The 23848-nt window shown below is 49.2% G+C and carries 13 protein-coding genes; 7 read left to right on the top strand and 6 right to left on the bottom strand.

The window, feature by feature from the left end:
• Positions 1-328 precede the first annotated feature (328 nt).
• Entirely contained in the window at positions 329-1207 is an 879-nt protein-coding gene (locus D3H65_RS00410; RefSeq protein WP_119048370.1) for an AraC family transcriptional regulator, read from the bottom strand.
• 395 nt (positions 1208-1602) lie between these two features.
• Here D3H65_RS00410 and D3H65_RS00400 point away from each other — a divergent pair, with 395 nt between their 5' ends.
• The 3 genes from D3H65_RS00400 to D3H65_RS00390 all read left to right on the top strand — a co-directional run bounded on the left by D3H65_RS00400 (position 1603) and on the right by D3H65_RS00390 (position 7493).
• Complete coding sequence (locus D3H65_RS00400; protein WP_245999650.1) at positions 1603-3330, top strand: DUF885 family protein; 1728 nt, start codon at positions 1603-1605, stop codon at positions 3328-3330.
• A gap of 189 nt (positions 3331-3519) precedes the next feature.
• The gene (locus D3H65_RS00395) at positions 3520-5805 is read left to right on the top strand and encodes a S9 family peptidase (RefSeq protein WP_119048367.1); all 2286 of its coding nucleotides are present in this window, start codon (positions 3520-3522) and stop codon (positions 5803-5805) included.
• Positions 5806-5978: 173 nt separating this feature from the next.
• Positions 5979-7493, top strand: coding sequence for a M61 family metallopeptidase (locus tag D3H65_RS00390; protein ID WP_119048366.1), 1515 nt, complete (start codon positions 5979-5981; stop codon positions 7491-7493).
• A gap of 169 nt (positions 7494-7662) precedes the next feature.
• Here D3H65_RS00390 and D3H65_RS00385 read toward each other — a convergent pair whose 3' ends face one another.
• Positions 7663-9348 carry a GH39 family glycosyl hydrolase gene (locus D3H65_RS00385; protein ID WP_119048365.1) on the bottom strand — a complete coding sequence of 562 codons (1686 nt, stop codon included), beginning with the start codon at positions 9346-9348 and terminating at the stop codon, positions 7663-7665.
• A 177-nt stretch (positions 9349-9525) separates the two neighbouring features.
• Between D3H65_RS00385 and D3H65_RS00380 the strand changes: the two genes are divergently transcribed.
• Both D3H65_RS00380 and D3H65_RS00375 read left to right on the top strand, forming a co-directional pair.
• On the top strand, positions 9526-10704 hold the full coding sequence (locus tag D3H65_RS00380) for an acyltransferase family protein (RefSeq protein WP_119048364.1): 1179 nt from the start codon (positions 9526-9528) through the stop codon (positions 10702-10704).
• Positions 10705-10779: 75 nt separating this feature from the next.
• Positions 10780-11439: an HAD family hydrolase gene (locus tag D3H65_RS00375; protein ID WP_119048363.1), complete on the top strand. Its 660-nt coding sequence runs from the start codon at positions 10780-10782 to the stop codon at positions 11437-11439.
• Between the two features lie 273 nt (positions 11440-11712).
• On the opposite strand, the gene D3H65_RS00370 is transcribed toward D3H65_RS00375, so the two are convergent.
• From D3H65_RS00370 to D3H65_RS00355, 4 genes are all read right to left on the bottom strand, one after another.
• Positions 11713-13440, bottom strand: a complete 1728-nt coding sequence (locus D3H65_RS00370; protein ID WP_119048362.1) for a sodium:solute symporter family transporter — start codon at positions 13438-13440, stop codon at positions 11713-11715.
• Between the two features lie 437 nt (positions 13441-13877).
• On the bottom strand, positions 13878-15368 hold the full coding sequence (gene araA, locus D3H65_RS00365) for an L-arabinose isomerase (protein ID WP_119048361.1): 1491 nt from the start codon (positions 15366-15368) through the stop codon (positions 13878-13880).
• 222 nt (positions 15369-15590) lie between these two features.
• Positions 15591-16289, bottom strand: a complete 699-nt coding sequence (locus D3H65_RS00360; RefSeq protein ID WP_119048360.1) for an L-ribulose-5-phosphate 4-epimerase — start codon at positions 16287-16289, stop codon at positions 15591-15593.
• Between the two features lie 96 nt (positions 16290-16385).
• On the bottom strand, positions 16386-18056 hold the full coding sequence (locus D3H65_RS00355) for a ribulokinase (protein WP_119048359.1): 1671 nt from the start codon (positions 18054-18056) through the stop codon (positions 16386-16388).
• Between the two features lie 715 nt (positions 18057-18771).
• Here D3H65_RS00355 and D3H65_RS00350 point away from each other — a divergent pair.
• A complete protein-coding gene (locus tag D3H65_RS00350; RefSeq protein ID WP_119048358.1) occupies positions 18772-21939 on the top strand; it encodes a SusC/RagA family TonB-linked outer membrane protein in 3168 nt (1055 codons plus the stop codon).
• 7 nt (positions 21940-21946) lie between these two features.
• Positions 21947-23845, top strand: coding sequence for a RagB/SusD family nutrient uptake outer membrane protein (locus D3H65_RS00345; RefSeq protein ID WP_119048357.1), 1899 nt, complete (start codon positions 21947-21949; stop codon positions 23843-23845).
• Positions 23846-23848: the final 3 nt, after the last annotated feature.

The raw sequence follows: 23848 nt of genomic DNA, 5'->3' as shown, positions 1-23848 counted from the left end.
CCCGTCTTACCAGTGTCGAAAATACGTAAATTATTAACGTCTAAGTGGAAACCTGTAAGAAAAGAATAAGGGTTACCGAATATACAGCAACCCTTTTGGTATACGCCTGGTTCCAATTATGTGGCAAAGCTGCGACAGGCATCCCGTAAGCTGCCTGTCCAGCTTGTGCATGTTTGCTTCATCCGGCTTTTCCTGGTAGCCGCGATAAAATTATACCTGCCAGTGCGATTAAGACCACACTTTGCGCAAATGGCAGGGTTTATTGAGTGATTGACCGGAAATACCGTGTAATTGTCTTTCGCTCGCAGCTCGTAGCTCACAGCTTTTCTTAATCGATCTTGTGCAAATATTCGTTCAGGAACTTCTTGGGAGGCTGGCCGGTGATCTTCTTGAATACCCGGTTGAAGGTCACTGCATTGGTAAAGCCGGTTTGATAGGCAACCGTGGCAATACTATCGAAATCCTGGGCCACGATCTTCTTACAGGCCTCATTGACCCGCACCTCGTTGAGGAAAGTGATATAAGTTTTCCGGGTATGCTTTTTAAAATACCGGCAGAAAGCCTGTGGGGTAAGGTGTGCAACAGAGGCAATCTGGTGCAGACTGATATTCTCTGTATAGTGAGCGATGGTATATTGATACACATCGTTCATACGCAGGCCTTCCGATTCGCTGATCGAATACTCCGTACCGGCATTGGCCAGTGTTTTGTATTTTTTGATCGTGGTCATTAATTGCAGCAGTTGGATGAAAGTAGCCAGCCTGGAACCATTGCGTGCTTCTTTTACCTGCAGCATTTTGTCCATTACCTGGGTTTTGTAAGCCTGGGGGATCTGCATCCCCGCCGCAGTAGCTTCCAGGAACTTCTTCACGCTTTTCATTTCGGGCAAATGAAGAATATGACTGAACAGTCCACCGGGATCTACAAACATCGTCAGCGCATGTATCTCCTTTTTACTGCGCTTCTCGAAATAAGCGTCATCACTCTTGAATAAATGGGGCTGATTGGCGCCAAGAATATAAATATCGCCCGGCTTAAAACGCTGCATGGAATTTCCCGCAATTAACGTTCCTTCACCTTTAATAACCCAGGTGATCTGTATCTCATTATGGCGGTGAAGATGGTTGTAAAAGTAGGGCAACACGTCTTCCTGCACGATAATAGAATACTCTGTAGCAACAGGTATCGTAAACTGTACAACTTTCATACTTAACCAATATTACCACCTTTTTTTGAAAACAAAACACGACAGGTTAATATCGGTAAAGAAGTTATTAAAAACGTGTAGGTGACAATTAATGCAGTCCCAACGCTGCATAGGCATAAATCATTGATCCAATGGATTTACCGTTGCCGGCAAAACAGCTACTGATCAAATCAGCGGCAGGTTAATTTTTATTCAACCCTGTTTTTCCTGCTACGATTCCATCCCTCATTGCAGCCTGTGCCAACCTGTATCCACTCACAACAAATCCTGCCTGATCCTTAGCGAATCTTAACACTTTTATAAAAGGTAAGGGATGAATCAATATTTTGCTGAACTTTCGTCTGGTCAAAAACAACCTTCGTTCACTCATCAACTAAAACAATACATCACCTGCTATGAGCCAAGCCCTCCGGTTAAAACTTATTTTCCTCCTTTGTATGGCGATCGCTGTACTGCCAGGTTGGTCGCAAACAACGTCCCTGTATCAGCAAAACAGTGAGGTCAACAACATTATGGTACAATATGATGCTGACCGCGGAAGCCTTAGCCGCTTTTATGCTGTGGAAAGCTCTCCCGACCGTCGCCAACGCTTACAACAATTGCAAACGGACTATTTAAAACAGCTGCAGCAACTGAAATTCGAATCCCTCTCTACCGGGGCTAAAGTTGATTACCTGTTGTTTAAAAGGAATATGGACGAGCAACTGCGCCTGCTGCAGGAAGAAGAACAGGAATTTAGCCAGCTTAGCCCGTGGTTCACCTTTGCCGAAAAGATATATGAAATAGAAAGGATCCGTCGCCGCGGCACCCAACAGGATGCCCAAAAGCTGGCAGCTACTATGAACGCCCTCGCCATTGAGATCAACAGTACCGCTAAAAAACTGGATAAAGAGTCCGCCATGGAGATCAACCTCAGCCGCCGGGCTGGCTTTATTATCCGGGGATTACAAGCTGCTGTTAAAAGTGTGAATGATTTTTATACCGGTTATGATCCGGCTTATACCTGGTGGATACCAGAGCCCCTGAAGCGCCTCGAAACAGCATTGGGTGATTATGCCAAAACATGGCAGCAAAAAGAAAAGTCAGCCCCCGGCGGTAAAGATGATGGCAGTGGCATTGTGGGTTATCCCATTGGGCAGAAAGAACTGGTGCGCCAGCTGCAGGCTGAAATGATCCCTTACACACCGGAAGAACTGGTAGACATCGCCAATAAAGAATTTGCCTGGTGCGATGCAGAAATGCTGAAAGCCTCCCGCGATATGGGCTTTGGCGATGATTGGAAAAAAGCCATCGAGAAAGTAAAGAATTCTTATGTTCCACCCGGCAAACAACCGGAAGCCATCATGAAACTCTACAATGAGTCCATCGACTTCCTGAAAAAGAATAAACTGGTCACCATCCCGCCAATAGCAGAAGAGACCTGGCGCATGAGTATGATGAGTCCCCAACGGCAGCTGGTTAGCCCATTCTTCCTCGGCGGAGAAATGCTCATTATCTCCTACCCTACCAATACCATGGCAGAAGAAGACAAACTGATGAGCATGCGGGGCAACAACCCGCATTTCTCCCGCGCTACGGTACACCATGAGTTGATCGCCGGCCATCACCTGCAGGGTTTTATGAATAACCGCTACAAAGCATATCGCAATTTCAATACGCCCTTCTGGACAGAAGGCTGGGCATTGTACTGGGAGATGATCTTGTGGGACCTCAAATTCCCCCAATCTCCTGAAGACCGTATTGGTATGTTGTTCTGGCGCATGCACCGCTGCGCCCGCATCATCTTCTCGCTGAATTACCACCTGGGCAAATGGACACCGCAGCAATGTATTGACTTCCTGGTAGACCGTGTAGGACATGAACGCGCCAATGCTGAAGGAGAAGTACGCCGCTCCTTTACCGGTGGCTATGGTCCATTGTACCAACTGGCCTATATGATCGGCGGATTACAGTTCTATGCCATGAAAAAGGAATTGGTAGATGGAGGTAAGATGACCTACAAACAATACCACGATGCCGTATTGCAGGAAAATGCCATGCCGGTAGAAATGGTGCGCGCCATTCTCACCAATCAATCACTCTCCAAAGACTTTAAAACCAACTGGCGTTTTTATACCAAATAAATTTCGTGTTTGGAGTGTAGAGTTTCGGGTTCTTTAGGTGTAGCGGCATAAATGAACGATTAGTATTGCTGCCTTGCGGCGGTTTTGTGAACCAAGCTCGCCAAAACAATGCCGTAAACTCAGATCGCGGCAGCAACCCGAAACTCCAAACCCGGAACCCGGAACATTACCCGACCAAATATTTTAACAATGACATATTACAAATCATTGATTGTCTCATCGTGCCTGTTAGGCGCCTTGTTGACCAATGCTCAACCCAACAAGCCTTCCGATTACAGGCCCGGCCATGAGGAGATCATGCAGCGCTACCGTGAGGCAGCTGAACTGGACAGCCTGGCCCGCAATTCAGTTTTTAAAACAACTGTACAAGCCAACTGGCAGGCCGATAACAAAGGCTTCTGGTACCGCAACAACCTTAAGGACAGCACTACAGAATATATTTATGTAGATGCGGTAGCCGGCAAAAAAGCACCAGCCTTCGACCACGCTCAGCTCGCTGCGGCCCTGGGCCAGGCCTCCGGCAAAGCCGTCACCGCCAAAAGGCTGGGCATTAATGCCCTGGTATTTGACAACAAGGCCAAACAGATCACCTTCCGGCACCAGGACAAGTGGTGGCAATATGATGTACTCAAACAAACCTGTACCAGTACAGCAGCTCCCGATACGCTGGCAGCCAATATGCCCAACCCCCGCAGACGCCCACGCTGGGACCGTGATGGCAGAAGGGACAGCCTCTCGCCCGACAAACAATGGGTATCATTCATCAGGGACAATAACGTTTATATAAGACCTGCTGCCAGTCAGGATGCCATCCGGTTTACAACCGATGGCACCAAAGAAAAGCCCTATGGCCAGCTGGTGTGGAGCCCCGATAGCAAATATGCCATTGGGTATAAGATCGATCCCCGTGAGCAGAAAGAGGTGTATTATATCCTCACCTCACAGCCCAATACCATGCGTGGTCAGCTGCGCTCACAACGCTATGCACAGCCCGGGGATGAATTTACCAGCTATGAAATGTATACGTTCAACATCGCAGCCCAAAAAGCGGTTAAGATCAATACCGAGAAATATGATTTCCTGGGCTCACCCTATATACGCTGGAAAAAAGACAGCCGCTTCTTCACCTATGAAAAGGCAGACCGTGGTCATCAGCGTTTCCGTATCATTGAAGTAGACAGCGAAACCGGCAATACGCGCAATATTGTGGATGAGCAAACCAGCACCTTCATCTATGAACAACGCATATTTACGCATTACCTGCCAGAAACCGATGAAATTATCTGGAGCTCTGAAAAAGACGGATGGCGCCACCTGTACCTGGTAGATGCCGGGAAAGGTGTTGTCAAAAATGCGATCACCGCCGGCAATTGGGTAGTACGGGAGATTGACAGTGTGGATGAAAAGAAAAAGGAGATCTGGTTCCGCGCCAGCGGTATGCAGGCAGGTGAAGATCCCTACAATATACATTTCTACCGCATTGGCTTTGATGGTAAAAAACTGGTATCCCTTACCCCCGCTGCCGGTAACCATACCGTCAATTTTTCGCCCGACAGAAAGTATTTCACCGATACTTATTCGGCGCCTGATATAGCGCCCATAACTTCCCTGGTGCGTGCAGCCGATAATAAACCCGTGATGGAACTGGAGAAAGCAGATATTTCTGCTTACCTGGCCCTGGGTGTACGGCTTCCCGAAGTATTTGTCGCCAAAGCCAGGGATGGCAAAACAGATATCTGGGGAGTAGTATGCAGACCCCGCCATTTTGATCCCAACAAGCGATACCCTGTCATTGAAAATATCTATGCCGGTCCACAGGATGCCTTTGTACCCAAAAACTTTATGACACATGGTGAAATGCAGAGCATGGCCGAGCTGGGCTTCATTGTCATCCAGTGTGATGGTATGGGCACGGCCAACCGCTCCAAGGCCTTCCATGATGTGTGCTGGCAAAACCTCGCTGATGCAGGCCTGCCTGATCGCATTTTATGGATCAAAGCCCTGGCCGAAAAATATCCCTATGTAGATACTACACGGGTAGGCGTATATGGCACTTCTGCCGGCGGGCAAAATTCTACCGGGGCGCTGTTGTTTCACCCCGAGTTTTATAAAGCGGCAGTATCTGCCTGCGGTTGTCATGACAACCGCGTAGACAAGCAATGGTGGAACGAACAATGGATGGGTTATCCCATTGGCAAGCATTACGAAGAGCAATCCAATATTACCAATGCAAGCAAGCTACAAGGAAAGCTGTTGCTCATCGTAGGTGAAGCCGATACCAATGTACCACCTGAATCTACTTACCGCCTGGCCGATGCACTGATCAAATCCAATAAAATGTTTGATCTGCTTACCGTGCCAGGCATGGGTCATAGCGATGGTGGTCCTTATGGCCGTAAGAAGAAAAGAGATTTCTTTGTACAACAATTGCTGGGTGTTGATCCGCCCGACAGGAATGCCGGCGAAATAAAGTAACTACAGTTCCGGATTTCGGGTGTAGCATTTCGGGTTGCTACCGCGTTTTGAGCATACAGCTTTGAATGGTGGCAACCCGGTCCTTTTAGACCGTTGCACTCAGCAAAGACAATAATTAATTACATTGTTGCAGCTAAAGACCCGAAACCCGACACTCAAAACACGAAACACTTATGACCAGGAGAATAACCCTCACGCTTAGCATATGCCTAATCAACTTAATAGCTACAGCCCAACAGCTCCACTTCACGGTTTCTATGGAGCAGCCCGCCAATCATTATTTTCATGTGGAGCTGCGCTGTTCCGCCATAAAAGATACGGCAACAGATTTCAAAATGCCCGTATGGACACCCGGCTATTACCAGCGCATGGACTATGCTAAGAACGTAGAGCATTTCACCGTAAAGAATGCCGCCGGCGATACCATCCCCTGGCATATGAGCGCGGGCAATACCTGGCATATATCCCATCAGAAGCAGGCAGCCTTCACCATCAGTTATGATGTAAAGACCGTCCGCTTATTTGTGGGTACTCCCTATATAGATGAAGAGCGCGCCTTCATCAGGCCGGCAGGTGTATTTATACACCCTGCGGGCAGGATCAACCTCCCGGCAACCGTGCAGATCAAACCCTATACCGGTTGGAACAATGTAGCTACCGGGCTTGATTCAGTACCAGGTAGATCATTCACGTATACCGCGTCCAATTTTGATGTGCTGTACGATAGTCCTTTTTTGATCGGCAACCTCGAAGAGCTGCCGGCTTTTACCGTGCGGGGCATCTCTCACAGATTCATCGGGTATGAGCTGGGTGATTTTGACAGGCAGGCATTCATGAATGACCTCAAAAAGATTATCACCACCGCCACTGATCTCATAGGTGATATTCCTTACAAGCATTATACATTCCTGTCTATCAGCCCCAGGGGCATGGGTGGCATTGAGCAACTGAACTCTACCGCGATCTCCTTCAGCGGTGAGTCGCAGAATGATACTGCCTCCCGCATCAGGGCCCTCAACTTCCTGGCCCATGAATATTTCCATCATTACAATGTAAAGCGTATCCGCCCTATCGAGTTAGGACCTTTCGATTATGACAATGGCAGCCGTACCAACCAATTGTGGGTATCAGAAGGACTTTCCGTTTATTATGAGTACCTCATCGTTAAACGCGCCGGTCTCAGTACGGAAGAGGACCTGCTCAATGCTTTCACCGGCAATATCAAGGCCTTTGAGAAAGGGATCGGCAAACGTTATCAATCCCTGCAGCAGGCCAGTTATGAGACCTGGTCCGACGGGCCTTTTGGCCGCAAGGATGACAAAGAGAACAAGACCATTTCCTACTATGACAAAGGCCCGGTGGTGGGCATGTTGTTTGACTTCACCATCCGGCAAAAGACAAACAATAAAAAGTCACTGGATGATGTGATGCGCACCCTGTACAAGGAATACTACCAAAAGAAGCAAAGAGGATTTACAGAAGAGGAATTGCGCCAGGTGATCACTAAAATCGCCGGTGATCCATTGACGGAGTTGTTTGATTATGTCTATACGACCAAAGAGCTGGATTATACCAAATACCTTGGCTATGCCGGATTGAGCATGGACACATCAACTTATAAAATAACACGCCTCCCCAACCCTACATCGTTACAGAAGAAGATCGTAAGTTCCTGGCTGGGAGAATAATACTGTTACGGGTTTCGGGTGTAGCGTTACGGGTTCTTTAGGTGCAGCAACGCAATTAATATCATCTTTGCTTAGAAAAAAATGCAAAAATATCAAGTATGCACAATGCCAGACAGCAACCCTAACCGCGGTAGCAACCCGACACCCGGAACTCAAAACACGAAACACTTTACCATTCTACTTTCAACAACACCACCCCTTGTCTTTCAATCGTGATCGGAACAGTCAGCTTCCCATCCTGCACCACCACATTCCGTTCTACACTGGCCTGTTCAAGCTGCCCGGCTTTTTCCAGCTGAGCGATCTGTTCAGGTGTCGGCTGCTGAGGTGATCCCATTTGCTTCCACACCTCATACGAGTTACTGTGGTGCTTATCTACTACATACTGCGTAACAGTTACTTTTTTTGCGGACACCCCTTCCATTACCACCTGCACCTGTTCAGGTTGGCCTGCCAGGTCGTCATCGTGGTAATTCCACACCATCATCGTAGCGCTCTTTTTATTACTGGCCGCCAACCCGCCAATATCCGTGGCCGGTTTTCGTACCCCCGAATCACGGATGCTCATCAAAGGCATCATCCGGTTGCCCGTTACCGCTACCCGCTTTCCCTTCATCATACCAAACATGCGAAATACATTCAGCACGGGCTTATCAACCCCATTGGTGGCCAGGTCGCGGAACCCATAAAACCAGGGCTGGTTCTCAAATTCAAAAGACCAGGATACCGCTCCCAGGAAATTAACGCCAAAATGATCAGCCAGTAAATACTTGCGGGCAAAAGAAGCCGCTGTATAGGAAGAATACATCGTACCATTGCGATAGGCATTCTCCGGGTTGGTAGCCATACCACAGGCAGCACATCCTTCGGGGTCCGACTCACCGATCACGATCGGCAGGTTCTTCACAGCAGCGATAGAAGCTACCAGCTTAAACCCATCCGATATATCGCGCAGTTGATTGCTTATGCCCATTCGCACATGGCCATCCACTACCCTGGGTGCGCCCTTGGCATGAAAAGCAATAAAGTCAAGCGGCGTACCGATCTTGCCCGTTACATAATTCGTATCGCTGGTACAATGTTGAATAAAGGTCTTGAGAAATTTGGCTGCTACATCCCAGGAAGGGCCTGTGGCATCCGGTCCGCCGAGCCGGGCGGTTGGCAATGCACGCTTCACCGCATCCGCCGTGTAATCATACAATTTGCAAAACTCCTGCACCGTACCTTTCCAGTAACTGATATTGGGCTCATTCCACAATTCCCAATACCAGCTTTCCACCTCTTTCTTTCCATAGCGCGCCACACAATGCTTTACCCATTCGTATACCAGCGCGCCCCATTTTTTATAATCATTCGGAGGATAAGCCCAGCCCGTATATATTTCATTGTAAGGATTTCCGGGCTTCCAATAATGGCGATAAGGCTGCGGTTTGGATGACAATGCCTCGGGCATAAAACCAAATTGCGCCAGCGGCTTCATGCCCCGCTGCACATACGTATCAAAAATACTGTCTGTAATACGCCAGTTGTATACCGGGTTGCCCTGTGCATCTTCCGTATAGGCGTTGGTAGAGCCCCATTTTAAGGCCGCTGTTCCATCACCCGTGGTGAGCAGGTTGTGTGCCCGCACATACACCGGTACCGGGCTCAAGGCAGCCAACTCCGACAACAATTTCTTTCCATCCTTCATGTAAGTATAGTTGGGCTCATCGTACCCAAACCAGGCCCATACCGGCTTCATATCACCGGTAGTTTTGGTCAGATCGGCCCGTATTACCACCGGGTCATTTTGTGCAGACGAGGGAGTTGCAAATAAAACTGCGAGGCAGGAAGCTGCTATGGCAAGATGTTTCATAACTCGTTAGGATCAATTGGTGACGTTGGATGGCTTTATTAACTAATGGCGATAGCCTTTCTATTCAAGTGTCAAATTAACAATTAAGCAGCGAACTTCATCATCCAATGAAAAAGATTATTTCCTGCAAACTGTAACCTTTTCCTGTATCCATCCGTTTCAGTGTAAACTAACCTCATGGGGGCTACACCCAATCGCATCTTATGGCTTGACTACCTGCGATCTGCGCTCACCGTACTGGTGGTAGCCCATCATGCCTCCCTGGCCTATACCACTTTCGCCGCCTTTCATCCCGAAGCGTATATTCTGTCCACCCACCCGGTAGTGGACACCCACCGGTGGATCGGTATGGACATCTTTGAGAACTTCAATGATGTATTCTTCATGTCACTGATGTTTTTCATCAGCGGCATTTTTGCGCTGCCTGCCCTGCGTAAGAAAGGAGTAGCAGCTTTCCTGCGCGATAGGTTTTACCGCCTCTTCATTCCTTTTGTAGCGGCCGTATCCCTATTGATGTTGATAGCCTACTACCCTGCTTATTACCTGGCCCATCACCAGCACCATATCAAAGCTTATATTATTGATTTCTTCACCATCGAGCAATGGCCCGTAGGGCCACCCTGGTTCATCTGGGTATTGTTTGCTTTCAACCTGCTACTCGCTTTGCTGTATCCACTGGTGGGTGGACTGCTCACCAAAGCAGGCGCCTGGCTATCGGGACTGCAAAACAAACCCGGCGGGCTCTTCCTATTCTTCTTCCTCGCCACCTTCCTGTTGTATGTGCCCCTGGCTATGGCAGTAGGGTCCGGCACCTGGACAGGCTTTTATCCCTTCGACTTCCAGCTGAGCCGCGTAGTACTCTATTTTGGGTATTTTATATTGGGAGCCGTGGCAGGCAGCATCGACCTGGGAAAAGGCCTCTTTGCCGACACATCAGTGCTGAAACTAAAGTGGCCCGTATGGACCGTTCTATGTGTGGTGATGTATGTATTACTCACCATTGTTCCTGATACACTCACCAGCCTGGTTCAATCAAAGCACCTGGCAGAACCGCCGGCCTGGTTATTGTATTTCGCTATGTATACTGCCTCCTGTACGGCCAGTTGCCTGGCCTTCCTCTCCATGTTTAAAGCGGGCATTCTTTCACCCAAACCAGCCATGCAATCCCTCACCGCCAATGCCTATGGCATTTACCTGGTGCATTACATCTTTGTGGTATGGTGTCAGTACCTGCTGTTGCCATTACCATTGCATGCAGTGATAAAATTCAGCATCACGTTTATAATCGCGCTTGCTTTAAGCTGGCTCACCACATCCCTGTTGAGAAAAATTAATACCACCCGGAAATACATCTAACCCCTCGATGTCTCATTGCCTCCTTGCCTTGATGCCTGGTTGCCTCGTTGCCTGTATTCCCTATCTTTGCCCCCTATGAAAGCATTCTTATTCGACCTGAATGGAACGATGATCGACGATATGGGTTATCACATCAAAGCCTGGCACACCATCCTCACCAACCTGGGCGCCGATATTTCCCTGGAACGCACCAAAGAAGAATGTTATGGCAAGAATAATGAATTGCTGGAACGCATTTTCCCCGGTCGTTTTTCCGAAAGCGAGAAAGACAGCATGGGTTATGCCAAAGAAGAACAATACCAGCGGGAGTTCAGACCCAACCTCAGGCTCATCAAAGGCCTGGATCAATTCCTGGAACAGGCATACCACCAGCACATCAAACTGGCCATCGGCTCTGCAGCCATCACTTTTAACATCGACTTTGTGCTCGATGGACTGCACATACGGCATTATTTTAGTAGTATTGTAAGTGCTGATAACGTAGTAAAAAGCAAGCCTGACCCCGAGACCTATCTCAAATGCGCGGCTGAATTGGGCGTAGCGCCGGAAGATTGTGTGGTCTTTGAAGATGCCCCCAAAGGTGTGGAAGCCGCTCAAAATGCCGGTATGCAGGCCGTGGTCATTACCAGTATGCACATGGAAGAAGAATTTGCTGCCTACACCAATATAACCGGTTTCATAGAGGACTATACTGCACCCTGGTTGCATAAAGCCTTGCTTACCGAGCGCGTTTAAGGCTCCTCACAAGTCATTCTACTACAACCTCTTAGCAACCTTTCAACGACACTACAGCGACCTTTCAGCGACGTTATAGCGACCTTATAGCGATATACCTCCGTATGTCCTTCATATATAGGCCGTTGTAGGGCCGTGTATCCGCCGTGTCCGGCCTCCCGCAACCCTTCTATCCACCAACCCCAAACATCCAACAGATCCCGGTTCAGACAAAATAACAACAGCAGGCTTCTCAGCCTGCTGCTATTCAAAAGAGCTATAGTTAAATACAGTTTACCAGAACTTGATGTACAGGGCAGCCAGTATCATCAGCGTGATCACGATCATCACTATGGTAGCTGGCTTCACCTTGAACATAGAACTGTCGATCTCAAAAGCTTTGGGATTTACCTTCGGACCACCAAGGCTGATTGCCACCATGGTAGCCACGGTAATTACAAATGACCAGCCCATATTGATCAGGAAGGGGATCTCTGTGATCGTCTTCAGCACGCCGCCTTCCATCTTCTGATAGGTATAGGCTGTATACATCAGCGTTTCCTTGCCGAAAATACCGACCGCGTAGTTGTTGAAGAAGATAGCGAGAGCAAAACCAAGGATCACACCTACCAGGGCAGCTGTGCCCGTAGTACGTTTCCAGAACATACCCAATATGAACATCGCAAATACACCGGGGCTAATGAAGCCGGTATATTTCTGGATAAAGGTAAAGCCGCCTTCGCCGCCAATACCCAACAGATCATCCCAGGTAAAGATGAGCGACACGATGATGGCAGCCACTACTGTCAGCCGGCCGATCCACACCATTTTCTTCTCATCTACATCTTTGTTCACGTATTTTTTATGGATATCCAGCGTGTAGATCGTAGAGATACTGTTGAGCTTACCAGCCAGCGAGGCCACAATAGCAGCCGTAAGAGCGGCAATAGACAAGCCTTTCAATCCGTTGGGCAGGAATCCCAGGATGGCAGAATAAGCGCCGTCTTTGCTTCCTAATTGCGGCAGGTGACCATTCTTGTACAATACCCAGGCAGCGATACCGGGCAACATTACAATGATAGGCATCATCAGCTTCAGGAAACCGGCAAACAGGATACCCGTACGGGCAGTCTGCAGGTCAGCACCCAGCGCGCGCTGTGTGATGTATTGGTTACAACCCCAGTAGTTGAGGTTCACGATCCACTGACCCGCAAAATACATGGCAATACCGGGCAATACCACATACTTCTGTATCTGCAGGTTGTTGGGCGTATCGATCACCCCCACCGTCGATTCCGGCTTATCCAATATCATTTTAAAGTGTTCCGGTGAATCATGCAGCAAGGCATTGAAACCGGCAAGCGCACCCTGACCCACACCGAGCTTCTCCGCTACGATCGTCAAGGCAAGGTAAGTAGTAGCCAGACCGCCGACGATCAACACCGCTACCTGGATTACGTCGGTATAACCAATTACCTTCATGCCACCCAGCGTAATGATGAGGGCGCAGGCCGCCAGTGCCAGCATGATGATGTGCAGCATATTCTCATTGCCGCCCAGCAATCCTTTAATGGCCACAGCACCCAGGTATAAGATAGAAGTGAGGTTTACGAATATGTAGAGAAACAACCAGAATACCGCCATGATCAACGCCACCGTCTCATTGTACCGTGTCTTGAGGAATTGCGGCATCGTATATATCTTATTCTTAAGATAGATAGGAATAAACCAGATGGCAATGATGATCAGCGCCAGCGCAGCGATCCACTCATAAGCAGCTACAGCAGTGCCCACAAAAAATCCCTCACCACTCATCCCGATAAACTGCTCGGCAGATATATTGGAAGCGATCAGGGAGGCGCCAATAGCCCACCAGGTCAGCGAGCCTTCCGCCAGAAAGAAATCCTTCGTATCCATCGAAGCCTTCTTCTTCCGGCGATAGATCCAGTAGCCATAAGAGCCCACCAGGACAAAGTAAAGTACGATGATCAGGTAATCGTAAGACACGAGGCTGTTATTCATAAGCAATAACCGTTTTGAAGTTGATTAGAAAAGAAGTTATTAATAAGGGTGAAAGGCTTATACGGCTGCTGAGAATAACGACTGTTAGCATGACCAATACTGACGGCATTTATTTTCATATGCTAAAGCACTTTTCAAACGTGAAAAATAGTGATTATTTTAATAATAACCGTACTGAATTCGTCAATCCTTGTACCAATGCTCTCAATTTTTTATTCCCTTTCCAGCTACTTTCCCTCCCGTTTATCTGGCATCGGGCCCAAAATGAAAGCACCTGCCCAAAGCAAGGTGCCTTCATCTTATCGATATGTATTATAATGTGTACTTATAACAATTCATTTGTCCACTGATCCTTTTTAACTACGGTCTCCTGTTTTAACACCCAGGACAAACGCGTGTCGCCGGATTCTGTATTCTGTATTCTGTATTCTCTCCTCTTACCTATAATACACTTCATTCCAGCGCAGTTCATTCTTGAGTTGGTACAGGTTGGTATCCTTACCGATCAATACAAACTCTATCCCGGCAATCTCTGCAAAGTCCTGTAGGTATTCGGCCGTCAGGTTCTGGCTATAGCCCGTATGGTGTGCACCACCGGCCAGTATCCAGGCTGCGCAAGCTGTTTTCATATCCGGTAATGGCTTCCACAATACCCTTGCTACAGGCAGTTTGGGCAGGTCATGCTCCGGCTTCACCGCTTCCACTTCATTCACCAGCATCCTGAACCGATTGCCCATGTCTATCAGCGAAGCATTCAGCGCTTTACCCGGTGCACTGTTGAATACAAGGCGCACAGGATCGGCTTTGCCGCCAATACCCAGCGGGTGTATCTCACAGCTTGGCTTCCCTTCAGCAATCGATTCACAGATCTCCAGCATATGCGCGCCCAGTACCTGCGGATTGGAGGGATTGAAGTGATACGTATAATCTTCCATGAAGGAGTTGCCACCCGGCAGCCCCTGCCCCATCACTTTCATGGCCCGTACAAGCGCTGCAGTTTTCCAATCACCCTCACCGGCAAATCCATAACCGCTGCCCATCAGGCGCTGCGCGGCAATACCCGGCAATTGTACCATGCCATGCAGGTCTTCAAACGTATCGGAGAATCCCTTGAAGTTACCTTGCTCCAGGAAGCTGCGCAGGCCCAGTTCAATCCTCGCAGCATCGCGGATGGAGTTGTAACTGCTGCCGCCTTTCTTCAGTACATCTGCTACTTTATAACGGTCATTGTATTCCTGCACCAGTTTGTCTACGGCGCCATCACCGATCTCATTGATCACTTTCACCAGGTCGCCAATGCCATGCGTGTTAACGGAAAAACCGAATTTCATTTCAGCTTCCACTTTGTCGCCGTCCGTAACCGCTACATAGCGCATATTATCACCAAAACGTACAAAGCGCGCGCCCTGCCAGTCGTGCCAGCCGGCAGCTACCCTTGTCCATACATTGATACGCTCCAATACTTCTTCATCCTGCCAATGACCTACCACCACTTTGCGGTTGAGGCGCATACGCGTCATGATGAAACCAAACTCGCGGTCGCCGTGCGCACTCTGGTTGAGGTTCATGAAGTCCATGTCGATCTCTCCCCAGGGAATATCGCGGTTGAACTGTGTATGTAAATGCAATAAAGGCTTGTTGAGTATCTTCAGACCGCCGATCCACATCTTGGCGGGTGAAAAGGTATGCATCCAGGCAATGATACCGATACAGTTTGGAGTTGTATTGGCTTCCTGGCAGATCTTATAAATTTCTTCCGGCGATTTAACAGTGTCCTTCCAAATAACAGTGACAGGTATTTTAGCAGAAGCATCCAGGGCTTTCGCAATAGTTTGTGCATTTTCGGCCACTTGTTTCAAGGTCTCAGGTCCGTACAAATGCTGGCTACCGGTTACAAACCAAACTTCCAAAGTCTTTAAATTGATCATCTATCGTTTTTTACTGATTGTAAGAATATACTTTCTTGTCATTTCGGCTCTCCCTTCCTTGTCATTTTGAACGAAGCGCCCCCTTCCTTGTCATCTCAAACGAAGCTCCACCCTCCTTGTCATCTCGAACGAAGCGCAGCGTAGTGAGAGATCCGCTATCGAAGCAAAACTTGTCCCGCTTCGCGGGGCGCATTGCCGACTGCCGATTGCCGACTGCCGTCCCTACTGCCCATAATACGAATCCGGCCCATGCTTTCTTTCAAAATGCTTTTTGATCAAGGCATCCTTCAACCGCGGCGCCTGCGCATTGATCTGCTCAGTAAGCAAAGCCATCTGCGCAATATTTTCCAGTACTGCACTGTTGTAGACCGCTTTGGCAGCCGTTTTACCCCAGGTAAAAGGCGCATGGTTGCCTACCAGCACCATTTCCAGCTCCTCATAGCTCAGCCCTTTCGACTGCAGGCAATTGATGATCTGGAAACCCGTTTCATGTTCATAATCTCCCTTTATCATCGCATCATCCATCGGAGGAGCGCAGGGAATATCTACTGTATTATGGTCTGCATGGGTAGTGCCGAAGATGGGAATATCACGCTGCGACTGGGCCCAGGCAGTGGCATAGGTGGAATGCGTATGCACAATGCCGCCGATCTTATCCCAATGCTTGTAGAGCACAGCATGGGTTTTAGTATCAGAAGAGGGACGCATCGTTCCTTCCACCGTTTTGGCATCAAAGTCAACGATCACCATATTGTCTGGTGACAGATCTTTATAAGGTACTCCACTGGGCTTAATGGCAAATACACCGGCTTTGCGGTCTACTGCACTTACATTGCCAAAAGTGAATAATACCAGGCCCAGGGCCGGAAGCTGCATATTGGCCTCATACGCTTCCTCACGAATATATTTGTGTGCACTCATTAATTTCGAATTTAACAGTCAGTATCCGTACCAGTTCACCTCCGCTGCTTGCATTTTCCGCTCGCAGCTCGTAGCTCACCGCTCGCAGCTTGTATTCTAAGAATGATCCTCTATAAAATTACCCAACCCATGGTATTGCTGGTACCTTCTGGCATACAGTCCTGTCTTTTGCTGATCGGGATAATACTCCACGTCAAATCCCTGCCCCATCGCTGCCATGGCCTCTTCCACTTTTGGATAAATACCGGCTGCCGTGGCCGCAAACATGGCTGCGCCCGCTGCGCAGGTTTGTTCAGAACGGTGAATGCGGATAGGCATATTCATTACATCTGCCATCATTTGCATGATGAAAGGTGATTTCCGCGCTACACCACCCAGCCCGATCAATCCTTTCACAGGCACTCCTTCATTGTTGAAACGATCAACAATGCTTTTGGCACCAAAGCAGGTAGCTTCTACCACCGCCCTGAAGATACGGGGCGCATCGCTGCCCAGACCAAGATTGCTGATCACTCCTTTCAATACCTGGTTGGCATCCGGTGTACGGCGGCCGTTGAACCAGTCTACCGCCAGCTCACTGTGCTCGTCAAAAGACAACTGTGCCGCCTGCTGACTGAGCGCAGGAATGATCTTCGCCAACGTTTCCTCTGCCAGCTTTGCAGCCGTTCCTTTATCTATAATCGTTGATTCAGACAGCAGTTGTTGTACAGGCCAGGCCAGTACATTCCTGAACCAGGCATAGGCATCACCAAAGGCGCTCTGACCAGCTTCCAGCCCGATCATACCCGGTATCACCGATCCGTCTACCTGCCCGCAAATGCCTTTTACCAGTTTACCTTCCATATCCCCTTTGGGCGCCACCAGCATATCGCAGGTGGAAGTACCCATTACCTTACTTAAATGGTAAGGTTCGATCTGACCGCCTACAGCCCCCATATGGGCATCAAAAGCACCTACACCGATGATAACATCAGTAGAGAGCCCCAGGCGTTCCGCCCAGGCAGTGGTAAGCTTGCCGGCCGCTTTATCGGCGGTATAAGTATCCTTAAAAAGACGTGTAGTAAAACCTTTTAGCAGGGGATCGAGAGAAGTAAAGAACTCATCGGGAGGCAATCCGCCAAACTCAGCAGCCCACAGGGATTTATGCCCTGCCGAGCACACCCCCCGCCGGATATCCTGCGCCCGCTGCCCCCCCGTGAGCAGGAAAGGGATCCAGTCACAATGTTCTACCCAGGAATAACAGGCTTTGCGCACCTGCTCATCAGCCCGCAGCACATGCAGTAATTTGGCCCAGAACCATTCGGAAGAATAGATACCGCCCACATATTGAAGATAGTTGACGTCAAAACGCTCTGCATGGGCATTGATCTCCGCCGCTTCCTTTACCGAGGTATGGTCTTTCCACAATACGAACATCGCATTGGGATTTTGCTCAAAACCCGGCAACAACGCCAGCGGCGTGCCCGTTTCATCGACCGCCACAGGCGTAGAACCCGTTGTATCGATCGAGATCGCCTTTACCTGGGCGGCTACCGCCGGCCCTGCCTGGCGCAAACAGTCTTTAATGCTTTGCTCCAGCCCCTCTACATAATCCTTCGGGTGTTGGCGAAACTGGTTCGCCGGGGCATTGCAATACAGTCCATCCTTCCAGCGGGGATAGGAAAATACAGCCGCAGCAACCTCTTTACCAGTAGCAGCATCGACGATGATGGAACGTACGGAATCTGTTCCGTAATCCACTCCTATAACATATTGTTCGTTCTTCATTTGGCAATTCGTGTCAAGGTAACACTTATAGATTTAGGTACAAAAGAATTAACAAAAATTGAGACTACCAAACCAGGGGCACAGACTTTCCCCCGGAAACCGGCGGGTCACAAAACTACCAAACTAAACCAATTAATAAAGTTCAAAATATGATTTACCTTATACAGATAGTAACCAGTTGTCCACCACCCTCCTTTCCCCCTGGCCGCCACGCCCCATACCTCAAACACCGACCAGAAAATAATTAAATGTAATTATGACAGTTATTGAAATAATTATTTTAATTTGCCCTGACTTGCATCACTTGCTATATGAAACGAACCAAGCTATTAAACTGGCAGATCGATATGCCTGGACTGCATCTCCTCCATCTCCCGTTACGGCTGGCTCCTTCATTTCAGCAATTCTCAACTGGTTGTTACTGACAAATTACTGGCTTTCGCCATTCTACAATTACTAAGCTGAACCAGGTATGCCTGATGGTCACCCCCATGCGCATACCCCCCTAATCCCTGGGCCCCGTGGAACTTTTTACTAACACCAAAGCATTACGTGTAGCGTAAAGCATTCAGCCTGCCTGTCATCATGGTACAGGTGGATGCCATACGCCTGTGCACCAACAGGTACAACCTGTTAGCGCACAGGCAAGGGAATGCTTTGCAGTAAACACAGCAGAATGGCTAACAATTCTTGCAAATAAAAAAACCATTGCTTTATGAGAGTTATTCCCTTACGATTGCGGGGAAGAGGCAGCCTTGTCTCTATCCTGATCACCTGCCTGTTATTCGCTTTTTCTCCGGCCTTTGCCCGGGACCCTGTAAAAGGCGCCATCGTCGACAAAAACGGTAATCCCATCGCCTCGGCAACTATCAGTGTAAAAGGAAAAAAGATCAGCACCACCTCCGGTCAGGATGGAACCTTTACCATTGAGGCCGCCCCGGGTGATGTGCTGGAAGTATCCAATGTGGGTTTCAAGTCCCAGGAATATACCATCATCGCCGGACAAGCGATCCGCATCCTGCTGGCAGAAAGCGCCAGCTCGCTGGAAGATGTAGTGGTGATCGGCTATGGTACCCAGCAAAAAAGAATACTCACCGGTGCCGTTAGTGAGATCAAATCAGCCGACATCATGCGCACACCCGCCGTAGCAGCCACTGCTGCCCTGGTAGGCAAAGTGCCGGGTATCACGTTCCGCGCTACCGATGCCAGGCCCGGCAACGGTACTAATATCCAGATCAGGAACCTCGGCAATCCCTTGTACGTCATCGACGGTGTACCCTATAGCACCAATGATGGCACCTCCGCTTTTGGCTACAATACCGGCGTATCCGGCACCAATATCTTCAACCAGATCGGTATGGAAGATATCGAAAGCATCTCCATCCTGAAAGATGGCGCTGCAGCTATTTATGGTTTACGCGCTGCCAATGGCGTTGTACTCGTAACAACCAAGAAAGGCAAGAAAAATGAAAGCACCAGCATCAATATCAGCGGCTATTATGGGTTGCAGAACTTTACCCGCTTTCCCCAACCGGGCAATGCAGGCCAATACGTGCGCGGATTGCTGGAAGCCGAACAAAATGCCTATGGCAATCCAACCGGCCTCTACTCCCCGCAGGAGTTGGGCAAATGGGAAGCCGGCACCGAAAAGGGATACAAAAGTTATGACTACTTCGATATCGTAACACGCCCCAACGTACCACAGTATTACCTCAATGCCAGCGCTTCCGGAGGCTCGGCCAAATCCAACTACTATTTCTCGATGGGCCACCTTAGCCAGGACGCCCTCATCCGTGATTTCAATTTCAAGCGCACCAACATGCAGGCCAACCTCAATGCCAGTATCGCCAAAGGACTACAGGTAGGCACCCAGATACGCGGCCGTATCGAATCGCGCCACAATGTGGGCGTACCGGGCCTGGATGATTATTTCAACCCCCTGCTCAGTATATCCAGCATGTGGCCCATTGAACCGCCCTATGCCAACGACAATCCCAACTACATTAACCAGGGGCATAGCGTGAACGTAAACCCCGCTACCTACAAGGACAATGTAACAGGTTATATCGATGAAGTATTCCGCTCCATGGATGTAAACCTGTCCGCCCAGTATGATTTCAAATTCGGCCTCACCGCCAAAATGTTGTTCTCTTACGGATACACCAATGAGGACTTCGACGGATTTGAATTTACCTATGATGCCTATACCTATCTACCCGCCACCGATGAATACAAATTGATGACGGGCAACCAAAATCCCTGGCGGGAAAGGCACAAACGTAATATCTGGTCAAGGTTCGGACAATTCCAACTGAACTATGCCAAACAGCTGGGCGATCATAATTTTACCGCCACGGCTGCCTATGAAAGGTCGGATATGGAAAACTCCTACCTCGCCATCCACTCCATCCCACCCAATAATTACATCCCCATCATGTTCTTTGCCAACCAGGATTACCTGGGTGATGAATGGAGCACCGAAGCAAGGGCAGGTTACACCGGCAGGGTGAGTTACAACTACCAGCAGAAATACCTGATGGATGCCTTCCTGCGTTATGAAGGTTCTTATCTCTATGCCAAAGACAAACGCTGGGGACTGTTTCCCGGTTTCTCCATAGGCTGGCGCCTGTCGGAAGAAGCCTTCCTCAAAGACAAACTACCCTTCCTGAATGAACTGAAGATAAGAGCCTCCTATGGAGAAACAGGTAGCGAAGTAGGCATCAGTGCCTTTGGTTACCTGGGTGGATACAACTTCTCACAGGGCAGCGCCGTACTCGATGGCACTTATGTGATCGGTCTGCGCCCCCGGGGATTACCCATTACCAACCTTTCCTGGGTCAACAACCAGACCACCAATATCGGTATCAACTTCATTCTCTTCGACAACCAGCTCACCGGGGCGTTCGACGTATTCCGGCGCAAGCGTACCGGATTACCTGCCGGCCGCTACGATGTATTGCTGCCTAATGAAGTAGGTTACTCCCTCCCCAATGAGAACCTTACCTCCGAAGCCAACCTCGGCATGGAAGGTATGCTGGTCTACAACAGCAAGGGCAACCTGATCGACTGGTCACTGGGTGTGAACGGCACACTGGCACGCCGCAAGGACCTCAATTTCTACAAACCCCGCTTTGGCAACTCCTGGAATGAATACCGCAACTCGTTTGAGAACCGCTGGGGCAATATCAACTGGGGCTACCAGGTAGAAGGCCGCTTTGAAAGTCAGGAAGAGATCGACAACTACACCATCAACAATGATGGCCAGGGCAACCGCTCTCAGCTGCCCGGAGATTTTAAGTTCAAGGATGTGAATGGCGATGGCATCATCAATGCCATGGACGAAAGACCCATCGGTTATGCAGAAGGACAGCAACCCTACCTCAGCTTTGGCATCAATGGAAGAGTGGCGTGGAAGGGCTTTAGCCTGGCTGTTGATTTTGCAGGTTCTACACTCCAGAGTTATTTCAGGGACTGGGAGCTCCGGAACCCTTTTCAGAATAATGGTAATTCACCGGCCTATATGCTTACCGACCGCTGGCACCGTGTAGATCCTTATGATCCTTACAGCAAGTGGGAAGGCGGCACCTACCCTGCCCTCCGCAAGGACTACGGACACGTAAACTTCCAGCGCAGAAATGATTTCTGGGTTACCAATGTGCGTTATATACGACTCAAGAACATGGAACTGGCCTATACATTTTCACCCAAACTCACCAAACGGTTCGGTGTTTCCAACCTGCGTGTGTATGTCAATGGCACCAATCTCTTCTCCTTCGACAATGTGAAGGAATTTGAAATTGATCCCGAGATCAGTTCCACCAATGGCCTCGTCTATCCGCAGCAGAAACTGGTGAATTTTGGTTTTAATGTATCATTTAATTAATACAATCATGAAAACACTATATAAGTTCCTGATCGCCGGCTGCCTGCTCACCACAATAGCAGGTTGTAAAAAGAACTGGCTGGAAAGAACCCCGCAAACCATCATCCTGGAAGACCAGGTATGGAATGATCCCAAACAGATACTGGGGTTGCTGGCCAACTATTACGACCGCCTTCCTACCGATATGGGCGTGGACGGCAACTGGCGCAATATGGCCGATTATGACGACGCCATGTGGAGTGGCTATACCGGGGAAGATGGCCGCAACAATATCATCTCTTATGCTTACTCCCGCTGGGCCTACTGGGATTATACACTTATCCGCGATATCAACCTGGCCCTGGAGAGCATCGAAAAATACAGCGTGAAGCTGACCGATGTGCAGAAAAAACAATTCTCCGGCGAGCTGCGCTTCATCCGTGCCTATGTATATTTTGAGCTCGTTAAAAGAATGGGCGGTGTGCCTCTGGTGACCAAACAGTTGATCTATGACTTCAGCGGTGATCCTTCTTCCCTGCAACAACCGCGGGTAAAAGAAAGCGACATCTATGATTTCATCAGCAGTGAGATGGATGCCATCCGCGAAGACCTGAAGAATGTGGACGACAAGGGTACACCCAGCAACAGCCGAGCCAATAAATTCACCGCCCTGGCGCTGAAAAGCAGGGCCCTGCTGTATGCCGCTTCCATCGCCAAATACAACAACCTCATGGCTTCTCCCATTAGTTTGCCTGGCGGGGAAGTAGGCATTCCCGCCTCCAAAGCCACCGAGTATTATACCAAATCCCTGGAAGCTTCCAAAGAGATCATTACCAGTGGCGCCTTTGCCTTGTACAAGGGCAACCCGGCCAACCTGGGCGAGAATTTCTATGAAGCCGTGGTACGGAAAAGCAGCAATAAGGAAGCCATCTTTGTAAGGGATTTCCTGTCCGCCAAAAATAAAAGACATGCCTTTTCTTACGACAATATCCCCCTGGGCATCCGGGAAGACAATCTTTCTTCTTCCTGCATTACCCCTTCCCTCAACCTGGTGGAGTCCTATGAATACCTCGACGGCAGCAACGGCGCTTTAAAGACCAACCTGCCCGACAACAGCGATTTTATTTACTACAATAGCCCCGAAGATATCTTCGCCAACAAAGACGCCCGGCTCTACGGTACAGTGATCCTTCCCGGCACCAGCTTCAAAGGCCGGTCTGTACAAATACAGGCAGGTGTGATGAAATGGAATGGCACGGCCTATCAAACTATTGAAGGCAGCCAGTTGGGAGCCACTTATTCACCGCCCGCCTTTCCCGATGGGGATGGCAAACTACTGACCGGCTCTTCAGGTCCTCACCGGTCTATACAGGAAGTAACCAACAGCGGTTTTTATCTGCGCAAGTTTGTGGATGCCGGCGCAGGTACCAGTACGAGGGGTATCCTTAGTGATACCTGGTGGGTATGGTTCAGGTTGGGTGAAATATACCTCAATGCAGCAGAAGCCGCTTTTGAACTGGATCAGAAAGTAGATGCCGCCACCTGGATCAGCGCCCTGCGCGAAAGAGCCGGCTTTGCGCCCAACAGCGTAACCTCCGCCACCATCACCATGGACAGGATCAGGAACGAACGGCGGGTTGAACTGGCCTTCGAAGATCACCGCGTATGGGACCTCAAACGCTGGCGCATAGCAGACCAGGTATGGAATGGCCAACCCAATAACCCCAATGCCACCGTCTATGCCCTGTATCCTTATCGTATCATCCGTCCCGGCGATGCTGCCCGCGATGGCAAGTATGTATTTGTAAAACTCACCGCTCCCCGTTTCAGGGCGCCGCGTTTTTTCCAGCTGGGCAATTATTATTCGGCTATCGACCAGGGCATCATCAACAACAACCCGAAAATTGTAAGAAACCCATTCCACTAATGT

Origin of the sequence: Paraflavitalea soli, assembly GCF_003555545.1 — a bacterium.
In the GTDB taxonomy this organism is placed as follows: domain Bacteria; phylum Bacteroidota; class Bacteroidia; order Chitinophagales; family Chitinophagaceae; genus Paraflavitalea; species Paraflavitalea soli.
Note: the sequence above shows the minus strand (reverse complement) of the source record. Positions and strands in the feature narration are given on the sequence as shown.

Coding starts and splice junctions, on each gene's coding strand:
- D3H65_RS00410 (WP_119048370.1), bottom strand. CDS start 1,207: ATGAAAGTTGTACAGTTTACGATACCTGTTGCTACAGAGTATTCTATT.
- D3H65_RS00400 (WP_245999650.1), top strand. CDS start 1,603: ATGAGCCAAGCCCTCCGGTTAAAACTTATTTTCCTCCTTTGTATGGCG.
- D3H65_RS00395 (WP_119048367.1), top strand. CDS start 3,520: ATGACATATTACAAATCATTGATTGTCTCATCGTGCCTGTTAGGCGCC.
- D3H65_RS00390 (WP_119048366.1), top strand. CDS start 5,979: ATGACCAGGAGAATAACCCTCACGCTTAGCATATGCCTAATCAACTTA.
- D3H65_RS00385 (WP_119048365.1), bottom strand. CDS start 9,348: ATGAAACATCTTGCCATAGCAGCTTCCTGCCTCGCAGTTTTATTTGCA.
- D3H65_RS00380 (WP_119048364.1), top strand. CDS start 9,526: ATGGGGGCTACACCCAATCGCATCTTATGGCTTGACTACCTGCGATCT.
- D3H65_RS00375 (WP_119048363.1), top strand. CDS start 10,780: ATGAAAGCATTCTTATTCGACCTGAATGGAACGATGATCGACGATATG.
- D3H65_RS00370 (WP_119048362.1), bottom strand. CDS start 13,440: ATGAATAACAGCCTCGTGTCTTACGATTACCTGATCATCGTACTTTAC.
- araA (WP_119048361.1), bottom strand. CDS start 15,368: ATGATCAATTTAAAGACTTTGGAAGTTTGGTTTGTAACCGGTAGCCAG.
- D3H65_RS00360 (WP_119048360.1), bottom strand. CDS start 16,289: ATGAGTGCACACAAATATATTCGTGAGGAAGCGTATGAGGCCAATATG.
- D3H65_RS00355 (WP_119048359.1), bottom strand. CDS start 18,056: ATGAAGAACGAACAATATGTTATAGGAGTGGATTACGGAACAGATTCC.
- D3H65_RS00350 (WP_119048358.1), top strand. CDS start 18,772: ATGAGAGTTATTCCCTTACGATTGCGGGGAAGAGGCAGCCTTGTCTCT.
- D3H65_RS00345 (WP_119048357.1), top strand. CDS start 21,947: ATGAAAACACTATATAAGTTCCTGATCGCCGGCTGCCTGCTCACCACA.